Annotated in this window: 16 protein-coding genes; all 16 read right to left on the bottom strand. The window is 34.7% G+C overall.

Going from position 1 to position 16,708, the window contains the following annotated elements; all coding sequences use genetic code 11:
• Nucleotides 1-51: 51 nt before the first annotated feature.
• Nucleotides 52-1,428 (bottom strand): aminotransferase family protein, encoded by a 1,377-nt coding sequence (locus tag P3X86_RS02115; protein WP_483290970.1) that lies wholly within the window; start codon nucleotides 1,426-1,428, stop codon nucleotides 52-54.
• A gap of 1 nt (nucleotide 1,429) precedes the next feature.
• A complete protein-coding gene (locus P3X86_RS02110) occupies nucleotides 1,430-2,614 on the bottom strand; it encodes a DUF6365 family protein (protein WP_483290969.1) in 1,185 nt (394 codons plus the stop codon).
• A 76-nt stretch (nucleotides 2,615-2,690) separates the two neighbouring features.
• On the bottom strand, nucleotides 2,691-3,920 hold the full coding sequence (locus tag P3X86_RS02105) for a DUF6365 family protein (protein WP_483290968.1): 1,230 nt from the start codon (nucleotides 3,918-3,920) through the stop codon (nucleotides 2,691-2,693).
• Between the two features lie 15 nt (nucleotides 3,921-3,935).
• Nucleotides 3,936-4,601, bottom strand: a complete 666-nt coding sequence (locus P3X86_RS02100) for a hypothetical protein (RefSeq protein ID WP_483290967.1) — start codon at nucleotides 4,599-4,601, stop codon at nucleotides 3,936-3,938.
• Nucleotides 4,588-5,508, bottom strand: coding sequence for a radical SAM protein (locus P3X86_RS02095; RefSeq protein WP_483291729.1), 921 nt, complete (start codon nucleotides 5,506-5,508; stop codon nucleotides 4,588-4,590). Before P3X86_RS02095 ends, P3X86_RS02100 begins: the two co-directional genes overlap by 14 nt.
• Nucleotides 5,509-5,548: 40 nt before the next feature.
• The gene (locus P3X86_RS02090) at nucleotides 5,549-6,199 is read right to left on the bottom strand and encodes a hypothetical protein (RefSeq protein ID WP_483290966.1); all 651 of its coding nucleotides are present in this window, start codon (nucleotides 6,197-6,199) and stop codon (nucleotides 5,549-5,551) included.
• Nucleotide 6,200: 1 nt separating this feature from the next.
• The gene (locus P3X86_RS02085; protein ID WP_483290965.1) at nucleotides 6,201-7,151 is read right to left on the bottom strand and encodes a radical SAM protein; all 951 of its coding nucleotides are present in this window, start codon (nucleotides 7,149-7,151) and stop codon (nucleotides 6,201-6,203) included.
• The gene (locus tag P3X86_RS02080) at nucleotides 7,152-7,514 is read right to left on the bottom strand and encodes an Os1348 family NHLP clan protein (protein WP_483290964.1); all 363 of its coding nucleotides are present in this window, start codon (nucleotides 7,512-7,514) and stop codon (nucleotides 7,152-7,154) included.
• Nucleotides 7,515-7,555: 41 nt separating this feature from the next.
• Nucleotides 7,556-9,241, bottom strand: coding sequence for a B12-binding domain-containing radical SAM protein (locus tag P3X86_RS02075; protein ID WP_483290963.1), 1,686 nt, complete (start codon nucleotides 9,239-9,241; stop codon nucleotides 7,556-7,558).
• Nucleotides 9,242-10,088: 847 nt separating this feature from the next.
• On the bottom strand, nucleotides 10,089-10,484 hold the full coding sequence (locus P3X86_RS02070; RefSeq protein WP_483290962.1) for a hypothetical protein: 396 nt from the start codon (nucleotides 10,482-10,484) through the stop codon (nucleotides 10,089-10,091).
• A gap of 78 nt (nucleotides 10,485-10,562) precedes the next feature.
• The gene (locus P3X86_RS02065) at nucleotides 10,563-11,798 is read right to left on the bottom strand and encodes a nitrogenase component 1 (protein ID WP_483290961.1); all 1,236 of its coding nucleotides are present in this window, start codon (nucleotides 11,796-11,798) and stop codon (nucleotides 10,563-10,565) included.
• A gap of 53 nt (nucleotides 11,799-11,851) precedes the next feature.
• The gene (locus P3X86_RS02060; RefSeq protein ID WP_483290960.1) at nucleotides 11,852-13,102 is read right to left on the bottom strand and encodes a nitrogenase component 1; all 1,251 of its coding nucleotides are present in this window, start codon (nucleotides 13,100-13,102) and stop codon (nucleotides 11,852-11,854) included.
• Nucleotides 13,103-13,849 (bottom strand): AAA family ATPase, encoded by a 747-nt coding sequence (locus tag P3X86_RS02055; protein ID WP_483290959.1) that lies wholly within the window; start codon nucleotides 13,847-13,849, stop codon nucleotides 13,103-13,105. It lies immediately after the preceding gene.
• A 35-nt stretch (nucleotides 13,850-13,884) separates the two neighbouring features.
• Complete coding sequence (locus tag P3X86_RS02050; protein ID WP_483290958.1) at nucleotides 13,885-14,670, bottom strand: ABC transporter ATP-binding protein; 786 nt, start codon at nucleotides 14,668-14,670, stop codon at nucleotides 13,885-13,887.
• 13 nt (nucleotides 14,671-14,683) lie between these two features.
• On the bottom strand, nucleotides 14,684-15,685 hold the full coding sequence (locus P3X86_RS02045) for a FecCD family ABC transporter permease (RefSeq protein WP_483290957.1): 1,002 nt from the start codon (nucleotides 15,683-15,685) through the stop codon (nucleotides 14,684-14,686).
• On the bottom strand, nucleotides 15,678-16,694 hold the full coding sequence (locus P3X86_RS02040) for a FecCD family ABC transporter permease (protein WP_483290956.1): 1,017 nt from the start codon (nucleotides 16,692-16,694) through the stop codon (nucleotides 15,678-15,680). The genes P3X86_RS02045 and P3X86_RS02040 overlap by 8 nt, the downstream gene beginning before the upstream one ends.
• Nucleotides 16,695-16,708: the final 14 nt, after the last annotated feature.

Genomic DNA, 16,708 nt, shown 5'->3' with positions numbered 1-16,708 from the left:
TCTATAACTTTATACACTCGACGTAGTTTATTAAATGGATTGGGTCACTTTTCAGCTCAATAAACGAGATAACTGCTCAAACGCATCTTTAACAACATCAGTAAGCCACGCGATTTCTTCCTCTGTTACAGTAAGCGGTGGGCCAATATGTATATATCCCTCCAATAATCTTACATATACTTTATTTTGCAAGAAAAAGTCAGTCAAAATATCTACAACACCATCGTTGTAATTAAAAGGAACACGAGTGCTCTTGTCTCGCACAATTTCAACACATGCTAATAGACCGAGGCAACGAATATCTCCAACAAATGGTTGATTATCTAGTTTTTCATGTAGTAATTTCTTAAGTTGTATTCCTCTCTTAGTAGCATTTAGAAGTAGTCCATCGTTCTTAATAATATCTATATTTGTTAAAGCCGCTACACACGATACAGGATGCCCTGTATAAGTAAACCCAGGGATTAAGAAAGCTCTGTCAGGAATTTTGGAAGTTATCTTTTTGCTCGTAGCCAATGCTCCCAGAGGAGAATACCCTGATGTGATGCCTTTTGCCATAACAACTATATCGGGGATTACATCAAACCATTCCATACCGAACATTGTTCCAAGCCTACCAAATCCAGTTACAACCTCATCCAGGATTAATAAAACCCCATACTTGTCACAAATCCTACGAATTTCTTTCCAGTAGCCTTTAGGGGGTATAGCCACACCAGAGGCTGTGGCTATCGGCTCTGCAATAAACGCAGCTACATTATCGGCTCCTTCACGCAAAATAACTGCTTCAAGGTCATGTGCGCACTCAAAACCACAGGTATTAGGATCGCGATGCGAAAATTCACAACGAAAGCAATATGGATGAGCAATCTTCGTCAAACCTGGTGGAGGTGGCCCTACTACATGACTCAAATAGTTATTCCCAGTTATTGATAATGCAAGCAACGTTGCGCCATGATATGACCCTCGTCGTGAAATAAAGCGGTTTCTACGTGGCTCTTTTTGTAGCCGATGGTAAATACGTGCCATACGAAGTGCCATTTCAACAGCTTCTGAGCCACCTGAGGTAAAGTAAACACGGTCAAAATCATCTGGAAGAATTTTTAGGAGTTGCTCAGACAACTCTATGGCACGAATATTAGCAAACCCCTCTTCAGAGAGGACATAATTCATCTCTTTAGCTTGTTGTCCCATTGCTTTGGCTATTCGGTGCTCGCCATGCCCAACATTGACAACCCATACTCCTGAAAGTGCATCAAAATAAGAGTTCCCATCCACATCATAAAGCCACCGATCTTTTGCAAATTCAAACACTATCGGCCGATCAGTATTCTCCATTTTCTTATGGCTAGTTCCAAATTGCCAAATGTTCCTCCGAGCCTTTTCTCTTAAAACACTCCCACGAGTACAATTATCTTTTACATCCAACTTATGTCACCTCCAATATTTTTGATGGCGGTGCAAGCAAATCAAGCATTTTAATATATTCTTCTCGCTTCTTTTCTATTATTACTTTATGTTCTTCATCAAAAATACTTTTGCGTATAACATCTAAACATTTCTTGGGTTCAAATAAAGGTGCTTTATTAAAAATTGCACCATATGGATTATCCGCCATAACAGGTTCTAGAAATTTAAACCATCCCCATGGAAAAACCTTAAACGGCATAATTTTTTTAACTTCTCCCGCCATTTCGCGATACCAGTCTGGCATCCTACCAAGCACAGCATTAAGTTTTCTAAAGTCAATATACTTTTCGTTTTGAAACAACACTACTGGCACTCCACATAGAGCTGCTCGTGACAAAGTCACTGAAATAAGATTTGTACCACAGAATAGGTCAACACAATTTATCATACAATTATAATCCGTTGGATTAACTCTTATATAATACCTGTAGTCAATTAGCCTATCGTCTATTATTTTCCATTTTTTCCCTCCTACATGTAGGACTGTTAACGGCACTTCAAGCGCCAACAAATAGTTCTGTATAACTCTTGGTAACCATTCAATTAACCGAACCGTTTCCAATCTACGCCCTACCTCAACGTACTCCCAAGGTGAATTGACAATCATGACTACTTTTGCATCCTTTTTAATTCCCATAGACTCACGCCAATTTGATTTCATCTTTATGTCTTTACGATACTTCTCTAATAGAGCCTCTATATCGAACAGACTGCAATTTATTATTTTGCTAGAAGTTTCCTGATTAGGCCTATTAACTGGGCATGGACGAATCAAGAAGTCACTTTGTGTAATTAGTTCAGATTTCATCTTCATAGGAATCCCTGAAAAATCTTGTAAAAAATGAGTTGATTCCCATTCATAATCATCAAGTGTTCCCACAGGTATACCAGTAGCCTTCAATTCAGCAAGGTCTACACCGCTCCAAGTCGACGAAAAATCCATTGTAAATACATCTGCACATATAAATAAGTCGGGCATAAACTCCTTAAGCGCTTTCCTGAAGCAATTGCGATTTTCAAGTTGCGAATTGCTGTTTAATATGACTACAGAAAAACCATTAGCCACAACCTGCTTAGACATTTTTTCATGTACAACAAAACATATTTCTATATCCTTATTAGGAATACGGCGTAATAATTCCATCACAATGGTTATTTCACCATTTGAAAGCACTCCCAAAGCAATGATCATTAATTTTTTCACTCTATATTCCTCCCTTTCAGAATGTCTTGTTAATTTGAGCTAATGATGAAACTATTGATTCAATACTTGGCAGTTCCAACCACTTCTCCTTGTACTTATGAAGATTATCCAATGTCTGATCTAGATTTTCTGAAGCAGCGTTCTCAATAACTTCAGAAATCTCTTGAACATAAAACACCTCAGCGCGTCTTGTCAACTTGTAAAAAGAATTACCATTCACTATAGTTTCAAGAAACGAATACCAACCAACTGGAAACATACGAAATGGATAAACGATATTTAAGTCTTTCAAAATATCCGATTCTCTACGACCTGTTAACGAGCGTGATTCTCCTGTCCTCTTAAGGTATGAATTAGCTAATAACACTATTGGAACACCTCTGAGTGCAGCTCTAATCATTGATGTAGAAATATAGTTTGTTGATACAAATACATCTGCACTATCCACAAGTGTCTCAAACGCGGATGGTGGCATACTTTCAAAGTGCCGCATTTTTGTTACCTTCTCTGGTATTGGCTTATGCCTTGGACCAATCCAAAACACTTTGTAGTTTTGTGGCAACCCTACAATCATTTTCATAATTGCATCATCAACCGCTGAAACTAACTTTTTAACTTCATTATATGGCCGAAAACTGGATTGCCATACTGCACCTGTCATCACGATTAACTTTTCAGATGACTTTACCCCAATTGTCTCTCTAGCACTTTTAATATCAGTATAACTCCTACCTTCAATACCATCAAAAATACGATACCGAAAATAATTAGACGAACTATCTAATGCTACTTTATTAACTGGGCAAGGTTGTAGTAAGAAATCATAATTATCTATACAAAGATGTGATATTTCTTTAGCACGAAAACCATATGTATCAACTCTTTTTCCTGACTTAGAAAAATTATATAAGTCGAATGCACCAATTATACCGGTAAAAACAGATAAGTCTTCTTCCTTTAAGCCATAATGTTTTTCACAAAATGCATAATTAAGAAAATCAGATAGTATTACACAATCAGGATTAAATAATTCCTCAATATCTCTCAAGATAATACGATTCAATAAGGCACAATTCGGTATAAGAACCCTATACTCAATATTATTCGCCTTAACTCTATCAACATGTGAAGGTGGAACAAGAAATATAACCTTATGTCCTAATGTTGATACTTGAGAGGCAAAATCTATAGCAATCTGCAATTCTCCATATGCCCAAAAACTTGTTACGATAAACAGAATTTTCATCTTTACTCCTTTATATTATAATTTCTGATTTGGGAAAAGAGCCCTAATCCAATAGTAAAGAAAGTTACACATTTCATGGTTACCTAACTTGTGTGCACTCTTATTAAGACTAATAAACGGCAACCGTATCACGTTTTTAAGATGTGGAATCTTTTCCAACTTAATGTCTTCCCCTGCATCTCTTAAAATATAAATTGCGCTCTTTATATCTTTGTCAAGCACCTTCGCGTAGGCAAGCTGAACATACGGAACAATGCAATATGGTGAATGTTCAGAAAGTGTCTTTTGTATATCTATCATTCTATACTGGTCATCAATAGCATCCTTCTCAGTATAATCAATAGGAAGTAAATACATTGCCATCTCATCTGTCTCATCATCATTCATCATCAATCTTACCATAGAACGCAAGAATAATGCAGGCCAATGCTCTTTGTCAATTTCTACTGATCTAGATGACCATTCAATAGTGTCAATGAGGCATTTGTGTAGTTTTTGTCCATCTGTAACAAATGGTATGCATGCACAATTAAACAGCGCCAAAGCAAAATATGCTTCAGCATCATTTTGACGTGAAAGTTGAACACGTAATTTCTCTTCAAGTTTATCCCTTGCAGACGTTTTAACACCGATTTGTAATGTCTGAAGAAGTATGTCATCATCTCTATTAGGCATTCGCATTTTGCACCGACCTCCCTTTACTCGTCAAAGCCACAAATTCATCCCAACCACGAATAGCAATGTACTCCTTATAAACCCCCCCGCACTTCCTAAAAAAAGTGCAATCGGAACAAATCTCTCCGTGAACACGCATCGTTTCGTCCATATAAGTCTCATAGTTATCAATAATAACACCACGAAAAAGCATTTTGAATTGCTGATTATGCCAATCAATCAGGTGTTCGTGAAGACCTTCTATAACACAGAGAGGAAACCCTTCAAGAGTTAGGACAGTACCTGACTTCCTAACTAGCTCAACACCTCTTCTTACAAATGGCATTGCTTCATCATAAGTTGGAGTTACTAAATTAAAATGCCTAAAAGCAGCACCAACGGTATGCAATGCAGAGATATTAATATGATCCACATTCAACGAAATGAGTAGTTCCATTATACTTGGGAAATCCTCAAAATTCATCCTACTTACCACCGAATTTGTACGTACTTTAGCCCCTAGTGACTTCACATTTCGTATTCCCTTAATAGCCTGTTCAAAACTTTTTGGTACTTGCGTAATCTTTTCATGTATAGCAGCATCACTTCCATGAATTGACACAACAAATAAATCGACTCCTAGCTCACATACGCGCTCGGCAAACTTTTTGGATGCTAAACGACGAGCATTCGTCTGCAAAATTACATGTGGATACTCACATTCCGCGATTTTTTCTAATATCTCAATAAAATCTTTTCTCACAGTCGGCTCGCCACCATGTAAATTTACCGCAATATACCTCTGCCCTCGATGCGCTTCAATAAATCGGTCAATCTTTTTGCGATTAGCCATTTCCCTTAACTGTGTTGGCGAATCCACTACACAAAACCAACACTTATTGTTACATCTATCTGTCAAGTGAATACTTAGCATTTTTCCATCATATACCATAATAATATTGTATCCTTTCTAATTAAAATGACGCTAGAGAAATTGAACGAGGGAATAGAGAAAGCCCTACATATTTTATACGTTCTGCTAAATCATCTCTCCCAATATTCCGGAATATAGCAATTGCATCACCAAACGGTTGAAGCAATATATTCAATGGATATACAACTTCACTGTGGGTGAGTTCTTGTAAACCCCTTTCAGCAATTTCTATAGCATAATCTATCTTACCTTCAAAAATATTTGATTTGGCTAACATGAGATATGGGCACAAAAAATATGGCTCTTTTTTAGAACTTTTCATTTGTTGCTTGATAAGCACTTCACAATCATCTTCATATACATCTTGCAGTGATTGTTCTGCTGAAGAAATCACAATAGCCTGTAAAGCTACCCCACGCATAAACCTTGCCATCCACCAATCATTCCGTTGATTAATACAATCTGAAAATGCATCAATTGCATGTGACAAATATCTATGCCTATCAGGTGCAATAGATTCCTCGTAAACAAATGCAAACGCACATGTGGCAAAGAGAAACGCCGTATCAGTATTTGTTCTATCGTTCTGCCAAGCCTGTTGCATCTTTTGATAAGCACGGTGACCATTCGACTTAATGACTAGGTTTGATAGTTGAATCGCTTCAACATCAGACTTTGATATTAAACGCATATTAAACCTCCTTTACTACATATGGATCAAATTCAGACCATCCGTTTCTATTGGCATATTCACTATAAACTCCACTGCAGACCACACGTTGCTCGCAATTTTCGCATGGAGGCCCGTACATCCGTATAGTTTGGGTTAAAAATTTATTAAAATCATCAATAATAATTTTTCGATACAATACTTTTAGACGTTGTGCTTTCCAATCCACTTGATAGTTTTCCATACCTTTAAGTACGCAATAGGGAAACCCTTCAAATGTAACTTTTATACCTAAAGACTTCGCAATACAAACAGCCTCTTCTAAGTAAGGTCTTGCTTTTGAATACGAAACAAATAAACTTTCAATGTTTCTCATTGCGCTACCACCAGTTTGCATTGCCGAAATATTGATGTGGGCAATCTCTTCCTTAGCAACTAATAAAACTATAGCAGAAATATCTTTGTAATTGTGAGCACAAATCACTACGGTAATACGAATTGGTTTCCTGAACCCTGAAATTGTACGAATCCCCCTCAACGCTTTGTCAAAAGAACCATGAACTCCTGTTAATTTATCCATAATTTGGCTTTTGCTACCATGAAAGCCTATATTATATAAATCTATTCCCGATTCATTGAGGGCTATAGCAAAAGTTTTATCAGTTCCAATACGATGAGCATTTGTCTGAAGTATAATCCTACTATATCCAAGATTTCGAGCACAACGCACAACTTTCAACAATGATGCTGAAAGTGTAGGTTCTCCACCATGAATATTAAGCGCAGTCCATTCACTCGTATTATGGGATTGAAGAAACTTAATTATATCTTTTTCTCTAACAAAATCATATGTATGCTCATGGGACGCTTCGCTACAAAACTTACATTTACTATTACAAAGGTCTGTCATGTGCACACTAATTGTTAATGGATGATACAAAATCCCTGAAGCTTTAGATACTACTTCACCCATTTATTCCATCTCCTCAAAGTCATCTGGCTCATACGCTTCAAAATCTACCAAATCTGCATCATCAGGAGTATACACAGCTGCATCTGCGGCAAAAAATTCCTCTAAATTTTCTGGACTAAGCTTATCCAAATCTTCTTCACTAAGGCTCTTTATAAGAACCGCCTGTGTATCGCTTAATTCATACTCCAACAGTGCTACTTCAGGATGTGATAGTAAAAGTGCCTTAAATTCTTCATCAGTAACAACCCGCTGAAAGATTGACCCAATGACAGTTCCAGAATCTACGCTACGTTCTTCATTACTTAACTCATTTTCACAATTACTTTCATTCGAAACACCAACTAGCTTATCATTTTTTTCCATATTCATCTATCCTTTCCGTATTTATTCACTTATCAACATCACTATTTTACCTTGCTGTAGCGCCACTCAATCAATTTTGTCTCCTGGGCAATAGGCAACTTTGAATAGACATCAACAAGTCTGTGAATTTTCTTATTTGTCTCATCAACAACTTGATTATGTGCACGACCGTTAATCTCATTATATCTATATACCTGAAAATTCGTCGCTCCCTTACCTCTTAATGAACCCTCAATAAAATATTTGTAATTCATCTTCAACAAAAATTCATAGCGATTTCTCATGCGCATTAACTTAATACCATAGTCTGCTGGTTTCATACCAATAAGTGAATCAGGGACTACAAAATAACGATTCATTGCAAAATGGTTTATAAAGTGACGATTTTTTTGAATGAATTCAATAGTGCATTCAAAATCCTCTTCATTTTCATAAGGCAAACCAACAATTACTTCTATATCTGCCCAAATACCGAGTTCCTTGCACCACTTCAACACTTGCTCTGCATGTTCAAGATCTAGTCGCTTATCGTACAACTTAAGTAACTTTTGACTACCTGTTTCGAATCCAAAAACAAACTTACGGCATCCTGAATCAAAAAGCATTTTGAGAAGGTCATAATCAAGGTTATTAAACCGCGCACAGTCAGACCAATAGAACTTCATACCACGTTGTTGTACGCCTTCACAAAACTCAATCACAAATTTCCTCGAATAATTAAACGTATTATTATAAAAATAAAAAAACTTAGAACTATATTTTTGCATCATTGTTTCAATCTCATCAAGTATAACTTTGGTAGACTTTACTACAATCTTTTTTTTATCACCACCGCTTTGCACACAAAAAGCACAACTATAGGGACAATTATAATTGAAGATATATGGAATAACCAAAGTTTCCTTTCGATCTTCCTCAGGTAACGAGGCACGATTGACCTGAGATGCTATAAGAGGGTATGGCTGTGGCCATTTCATTATTTGAATTTCGTTAATGCTTTGTGCATTATGTACTGTTGAATAATTAATGCATACCTTGTACGGATCCAAATCCAATCCAGAAAAATCAGGCATTGTAAGTGACGGTGCATCCTGCATATTTGACTTTATCTCATCCCCTTCTTTCCAAACTGCACCAGGTATCAAGTGAAATCTTTCTTCGTCCATTTCACCTTTTTCCAACATTTTAATCAAATCCAAAAACATCCGTTCTCCTGGTCCCACGCAAATAAAGAACCCCGTGCTCAACAATGCTTCCCAAAGCTCAACAAAATTATCCTTGAATTGCAAAAGGTAATGCACATTATTACCCCCAATTTCTATATGAACCTTGTATTTCTTGCTAATCCATTTTGCTAACACCATTCCACCATGCATCTCTAACCACGAAAAATCAGCTCCCAATGAAATGCCGACAAGATCGTATCCGTTAAAATTAATACCCGATATAAGTCTACTAATCAAATCATCAATCTCCTGGTCACTTTTACCATTAAGGTACCCTATAATACGTTTGGAGTCGTAGATAAACCTCCACGATGTAAGAGGAAGCTCATCGGAACGTTTATTCAACGTTACGTTTAAGTCATAGATATAGGTACTAATCCCCTTTTCAGAAAGAAATCCCTTTAGAACACCTAGTGCAAGTGGGGGAATATTTGATATTTGTTGATACGCATGTTCGGAAGGTGCTAGCAATATCATTACTTGTCCAGTTCTTTTACTCATACCACCCTCTCCTTTTAAAAAACTGTTTATTTGACCTACGCATAAAATTCTTTACATAAGATATAGTTGTAATATTATTTTCAAAATATCATTAAATGCTGGGTATAATTATATTGGCGAGCCGTTAAAAGAAATAAAAATATTTATCCTGAATATCGTGAATGTTTTAGGTATGAAACTTAGTAGATTTGCTCCGATAAGAATTCTTTTGTAGTCAAAAGAAAGTCCTTAATAGCATTTATTTCTTTGAATATTCTTCTTGATTTTAAACAATTGCTTATTATATTATCATGTTAACAACTTTTAAATATTGTAAGATATATTCACCTAGCAACTATCCATTTAATACAGAGCTAAAATAAGCTGAAAATTAATCAATACAGAATATAATGTTTTTGAATTATGAAAAAACTTTGGATGGAACCTTAATAAGGTTTTAGTTTCATTTAAATTTCATCATTGAAATTTACTTTATAGTTCGTTTTTATCTTGTTTACATTTTAACATTTTCAGCTTTATTTGTCAATATAAATTATAATATATAATATATGGTGAAACTAAGACAACTTTCGTCTCTTTTATGATAAAGTGTTTTCTTCTATTGTATTTGAATTTATATCCAATTAATTAATAGCTTATCTATAGAATAGTATATTTGGATCATAGTTTTGCATTTATGATGCTTTTTTAAATATCATAAATCCTCCCCCAATATATATCTTAGGCTCTGTATATCTAATCAATATTTTAACACAATTAATATATTCCTTTAGCTTTTCTGTAATCATACTCTCCATTACATTTTGAAAACCTGAGAAATACCTGCGTATATTAGCCTTAATATCTTCTAGCCGCTTAGGTAAATAAGGAGTATCGCTACAACCGTTACAGCTATATACTTCATAAACTTGTTCAAAACCTTTAGTGTAGCTTCTTTGAGTTTTTTCATATTAAAATATTTCCCTATATTGTTCTTGTATTTTCTAGTCTTTTGAAGTTCATGTTCTTGAAGTTTAATAAATGGCTGAATATCTTTGTTTTCTAAATATCTTAAACCAACTTCACTACAGTAACCACTATCAGCAATCAATTCTTTTAGATTAACACCAGTATTCAATAAATGTTTATCAACCAAAGGTTTAAGAGTATTATAGTCAGTACGATCATTACTAAGATAAGTATCAATAATGAAGTAGTTTTCAACAGCAAACTGAACATTATATCCAGGTTTGAGAAACATCATATACTTTGTCTTTAAAAGGATAATAGCAAAACGTGTGAAAACCCCTCCACTTCCCTCTCCTATTGTCAGAATTTTTAATCAATGACCATGTTTTGCTTCATAAGAATTGATCCAAAGATTTGCTAAATTCACAGCTCCTTTAAAACCTACAAATGGAGGTTCGTAAGGATAGATTCTCCATTTTATATCAGGGTTTGCTATTTGTAAACTAAGATCATTGTTACTCCATTTCAGTGCTTCTCCACTTGCCATAAGCCAACCATCTGTATGCTCTGAAACAACTTCAGTCCATTCTTTCTCCGTAAAATACGGTATTTCATCATTTTGCATATCAATATTATCACACCAGCATTTGCCTTTAATAAATGATAATTCTTTACATGCAAATTCTAATATTCCCTGTACAACATCAACATGCCCTCCTATTGATATACTAGCTTGTTTAGGTGAACTATGGATTATATGTTTAAAGTTTGGCTTTACTATCGATATACTTTTCAATGCGTTATTTTTTTCTTTTAAAAATTGCGGATTAACATTCATATTGAGAATTTGCGCTATTTCTTTCAACCATACTTCAGTTCCATCTATACCATATGGTCTACCTTCTATATACGGTGTGTTAAATCGTTTTTTTAACTCTTTTGCTGCTTGTTTTCCCTCTTGTCGAATAACTATATTAATATGGGCTTTTCCCATTTGCTTAATAGTTTCTATTGAAGTATCTGATGATAAAATACATAGTGGTTCTATACCAAGTGCGCCTCTGACAAGTCTTATTATTTCTTCTGTATCTGATTCAAATCTAAATAAATCTGCGCAAGAACCAATAATATTAAATGTAGGAAAAAAACTTTTATTACAATCAATAGTCAATGCCTTCACTAACTGTATAAGAGCCTCTTGTACTCCATTGTGTTTTACTTTATCAAATCCGCCACTTCCAAAGTATAGGATATGAATATCAGGGTATAATTGTTTTAATTTTTTCTGGATAGACTTTATGTCTACTCCAATTAATTCTGGAACAGAAGATGGCATTAAAAATATAGCTTTAGGTTTATTATTTTTTACTATGTTTTTGACCACTTTCTCTAATCTACTTGTATCACCCAACGAAACATCAGTTTCATTTATATGAGTTGAGTATAAATGACATGCGTTATCAATACCTGCTCTTTTTAATGTTACACCGCTATATAACATATGCCCCATACAGCCATATTCGATTATAACTCCATCACGAATAGTAGAAAGTGTCCACAAAAGTCCCATACGCCCTGAAGGTATCGGCTTAAATCTATGAAGACCCATAATTTATAACCCCCTTGATTTATTTCTAATCTATATTATTTTGTTATATCAATTTAAATGACCGATTTAATTATTCTTTCAAGTACTCTTTTAGTTCGTTCATATCCAATTTGTCCATAAAAATCAAACATATTTCCTACTACGGATTTAGCTTTATCTAAGCCTGGTATATGTCCAATACACAAATCGGGCTTGAGTTCTTCAACTAATGACTTAGCGTTTCTCTCATTCACGATTCTACACACCAGAGGATCACATCCTATCTTTTTTAGTTCTTTATAATGAATATCATCTTCTGGATAATATTCTTCTAAATGTATCAATGATGGATTCATATTTATTGATTTCACTAAAAATTTTGTGAGTGGAAGCGGAAGATCTACTCTAGTTGTTATTAAGAAATTTTGGTTAGCTAATAACCTCCGTGCTTCTTCTTGTAACTTAATAGTCTCTAGTCTTATTTGTCTAAACTCATTATTTAGAGGAATACCAAACTTAGTCATAATTTCTAAAAATGCTTTGTCTATTTCATCTATAGAATATCTATGATGCAAAGATATAAATGGCACTTTAAAAATCTCTTTCATTTTAACAGCTAGTGCATGTGTATATGGAGATATTACCAAATTAATAGTAGCATCAGGTGCATTAATAAAATCTTCTATTTCTGCACCTGGTGCAAGAAAACGTAGCTTAAAGCCATGTTTCTCCAATAACGTATATAGAAAACTATTAGAGTCATTCACTTTTTCTGGTAAATCCCCAAGAATATTTATGCAATTAGCCTTTGCTGGCTGTGGTTTCATAAGTCTAGCTAGTGATTCCATTGTTTTCCACGCACCAGATGGATAACTTATATTCTTAAATTGTCCAAGCATAGTAAATGTAACCTTTGCACTAATTTCTGCTTGTATTTCATGAATAACTCCTTCAAAATCCTCTCCAATCAAATCTGGAATACAAGTTGCTATTAATAATATTGACTTTGCACCTGCTTTATCCATCTTTTTAAGTGCATCAATAACTCCATCTCGACATCCAAATATCACCTCACGAGAATCAAGAACATACATCCAGTGAAGTTCACCATGCTCTCCTTCGGGGTTAGGAGTGAACAATCTAGAATGATTAGCACATTCTGGCATGCCTACTAAAAGTGAAGAAAGCCCTTTAATATCTTCAACAATGGCAGAAGCCATACGCATAGGGCAATGTACCCCTGGAGATACTGCAGGTGATGCAAATGGTATGCTTGCACTATTTTTTATTTTAGATAATCGTTTTGAATTTATTGCATTAATCACTTACTTCACCTCCAATAATATATTTGTTAATTTTCTATAATGTAATGCCATATCAGAATCAGGGAATGCTTCAACAACAGTTTTTCCTTGAGCCTCAGCTTCTTGTACAATTGGATTTCTTGGCAGATGATATTTTACCTTTGTCCCTATCTCAATTGCTGCTTTATTAACTATATCAGCTTCATCTTTAATATTTTTACTGTTTAAAATAAGCCCTCCTAATGATGCATAACCTCGTTTCCCAAAACTTTTAACGGCATGTGATATATTTGATGCAGCGTATAAAGACATCATTTCTCCTGATGTTACTATGAAAACATTATCAGCATAACCACTTCGGATTGGCATTGCGAATCCTCCACATACAACATCTCCTAAAACATCATAAATAATAACATCAGGTTTAATTTTCTCAAATACATTTAATTCTTCCATTTTTTCAAATGCAGTAATTATTCCTCTGCCTGCGCAACCAACACCAGGTACGGGACCTCCTGCTTCTATACAATACACTCCTGTACTACTTTTTATTAGTACATCTTCTAAACTTATATCTCCTTTTTCTCTAAGCATATCTAAAACTGTTGGAATATTTTCCCCTCCATTCAAGTTTCTTGTTGAATCTGCTTTAGGATCACACCCCACCTGCATAACAACTAATCCCATTGAAGCTATAGAGGCAGATAAATTTGATACAGTAGTAGATTTGCCAATACCACCTTTCCCATATATAGCAATTTTTTTCATGGTATTTTATTCTCCTTTCTGTTTATGTGAAATTCCTACGTAGCTAAAGTGTATGATACACATGTTGGACGTCCGCTAATTTTATCTTGGATAATTTGTGCATTTATTTGAAAAGTATCTCTTAATACTTCCTTTTTCATTACATCTTCTGGAGTCCCTCGACAAATTATTTTTCCATCACGTATAGCTATCATATAATCAGCATGACGTGCAGCAAGGTTAATATCATGTAGAACCATTGCTATCGTATAGCCTTTTTCTTTGTTAAGTCGATATAAAAGCTCTAATATTTCTAATTGATATGACATATCTAAATAAGTAGTAGGCTCATCTAATAATATGATATCTGTCTTTTGTGCAATAGCCATTGATATCCATGCTCTTTGTCTCTGTCCACCCGAAAGAGTATCTACTTCTTTTGTTTCTAACTCCGTTAACCGTGTTACATCTAATGCCCAAGAAACAGCTTCATTATCTTCTTTGCTCATTTTTCCAAATCCTCTTTTATGTGGAAAACGCCCAAAGCTTACAAGTTCTCTTACAGTAAGGCCACTAGGTGCATTTGGAGATTGAGGTAATATTGCCATTTTACGAGCTATCTCTGATGTAGAGAGTTTTTTGATATCAATTCCATCTAAATAAACTACTCCATTTTTAGGCTTTAAAATTCTCCCTAACGCTTTCAATACTGTTGATTTGCCACAACCATTCGGACCTATAATTACAGTTATTTTACCCTTAGGTATTTTCATATCTATTTTGTCAATTATAGTTGTATTAATATATCCTAAGGATAAATTTTGAGTCTTAATACTGTTCATTTTTTTCTCCTTTCTAGTCATTTTTAGCTAATAAATATATAAAGTAAGGTGCTCCTATAATCGCAGTCATAATACCTGCAGGTATTTCCGAAGGCTGTATTACAAACCTCCCAATTGTATCAGATAATAAAACTAATAGTCCCCCAACTAATGCACTAGTAGGTAATAGAATACGATGAATTGGTCCTACTATTTTTCTTGCTAAATGTGGTGCTACTAAACCTATAAATCCTATATTGCCAGCTACTGACACACAGCAAGCTGCAAGAGCCACAGAACCAATGAGTAATAACCTACGCTCTTTTTCCACCTCTGCTCCTAAACTAAAAGCTATATCGTCTCCTAGATTTAAAATATCTAAAGACCGTGCTTTAACAAATATGAAAGGGATAATTAAACAAAACCAAGGCAAAATTAATTTTACAGATTGCCAATTAGCTCCCCATATCTGACCCGCTTGAAAAGATGCTACAAAATCAAACTGATTTTCATCTAATTTAATAACTAATATAGTTGTTAATGCAGAAATTCCTGCATTAACTGCAATACCCATAAGTATTAACCTTATATGCGATACCCCTTTTTCTTTTTTATAAGATAAAATGTAGACTAGAAAAGCAGCTATGATTGCTCCTAAAAAAGATAATAGTGGTAAAATAAATATAGATAAAGAACTTTCCATATCAAAAATAATCACATATAGTATAACCATCAGTCCTGATCCAGAACTTATTCCTATTAATCCTGGATCAGCTAGGGGATTTCTTGTTATTCCTTGTATAATACATCCAGATAATGCAAGCCCAACTCCAGTTAAAATAGAAATTATTATTCTAGGTATTCTAAACTGAAACAATATCAAATTTTGCTTGAAGCTTCCATTTCCTATTATCGTATTAAGCGCTTCCATTGGTGAGAGTTTTGAATAACCAATATTTAAACTTATTACAAAAACCATTATCAAACTTAAAAAAAAGCCAATAATATAAAGTTTGGTTTTAAAATTCTTACTCATTATATGTCCCCCTTTGTTTCTTGGCTAGATAGACAAAGAAAGGTACTCCAATAATTGCAATTAAGGTGCCTATCGGTGTCTCGGATGGTGGATTGATATTACGTGCAACTAAATCTGCTAAAACCATCAACAAACTTCCCATCACTGCTGATACTGGAATTATCAATCGGTAATCTATGCCTATTAGTGATCTAACAATATGAGGTATGATTAGACCTATGAATCCTACCGCTCCAACAACTGAAACCGATATTCCTGCTAATACGATTACAATTAGAAAGCATATTATTTTAATGATTGTCAGATTAACGCCCAATCCTTTCGCAACACTTTCACCTAGATTCATTATCGAAATGTAAGGCGATATAATTATAGATGCTATTAGAGCAATAAGAATTAATGGCGTCATAATAGTTATCTGAGTCCAATTTGATGCACATACTCCTCCTACAGTCCAAAACATAATGTCCTGAGCTACATTAAAAACCAAAGCAATTCCTTGACTAAGTGCAGTTAATAATGCACTAACTGCCGCGCCAGCTAAAACCAGCCTCATAGAAGATGTCTTAGTGTGTTTTATTGAAGAGATTGAGTATACCATAATTGCTCCTATACCTGCACCTGCAAAACAAAACATAATCGTCTGTATATATAGCATCTTTGGAAAAAAAGCAAAACATATAGATAAAGCAAATCCTGCACCTGCATTGAGTCCCAAAATCCCTGAATCAGCTAGAGGATTACGAGTGATACCTTGCATAATAGCTCCTGCTACTGCAAGTGATGAACCCACAAGTGCACTTGCTAATACACGAGGTAATCGCAAATCGACTATTATCAAATGCTGTTTATTTAATGGATCAAACCTAACAAAAGCTTCCCAAAGTGTACTTAAGGAAATATTAGAAATCCCAGTGCATATCGATATAATAATTAAAGCGATTAATAATATAGTGCCTATTATGATTAAAAATTTGCACCTCTTTGCGCTAGTAATCTTCAATTTCACTTATAATCCCTCCC

The sequence above is a fragment of the Abyssisolibacter sp. ZYX002 genome (genome assembly GCF_056892235.1).
Note: the sequence above shows the minus strand (reverse complement) of the source record. Positions and strands in the feature narration are given on the sequence as shown.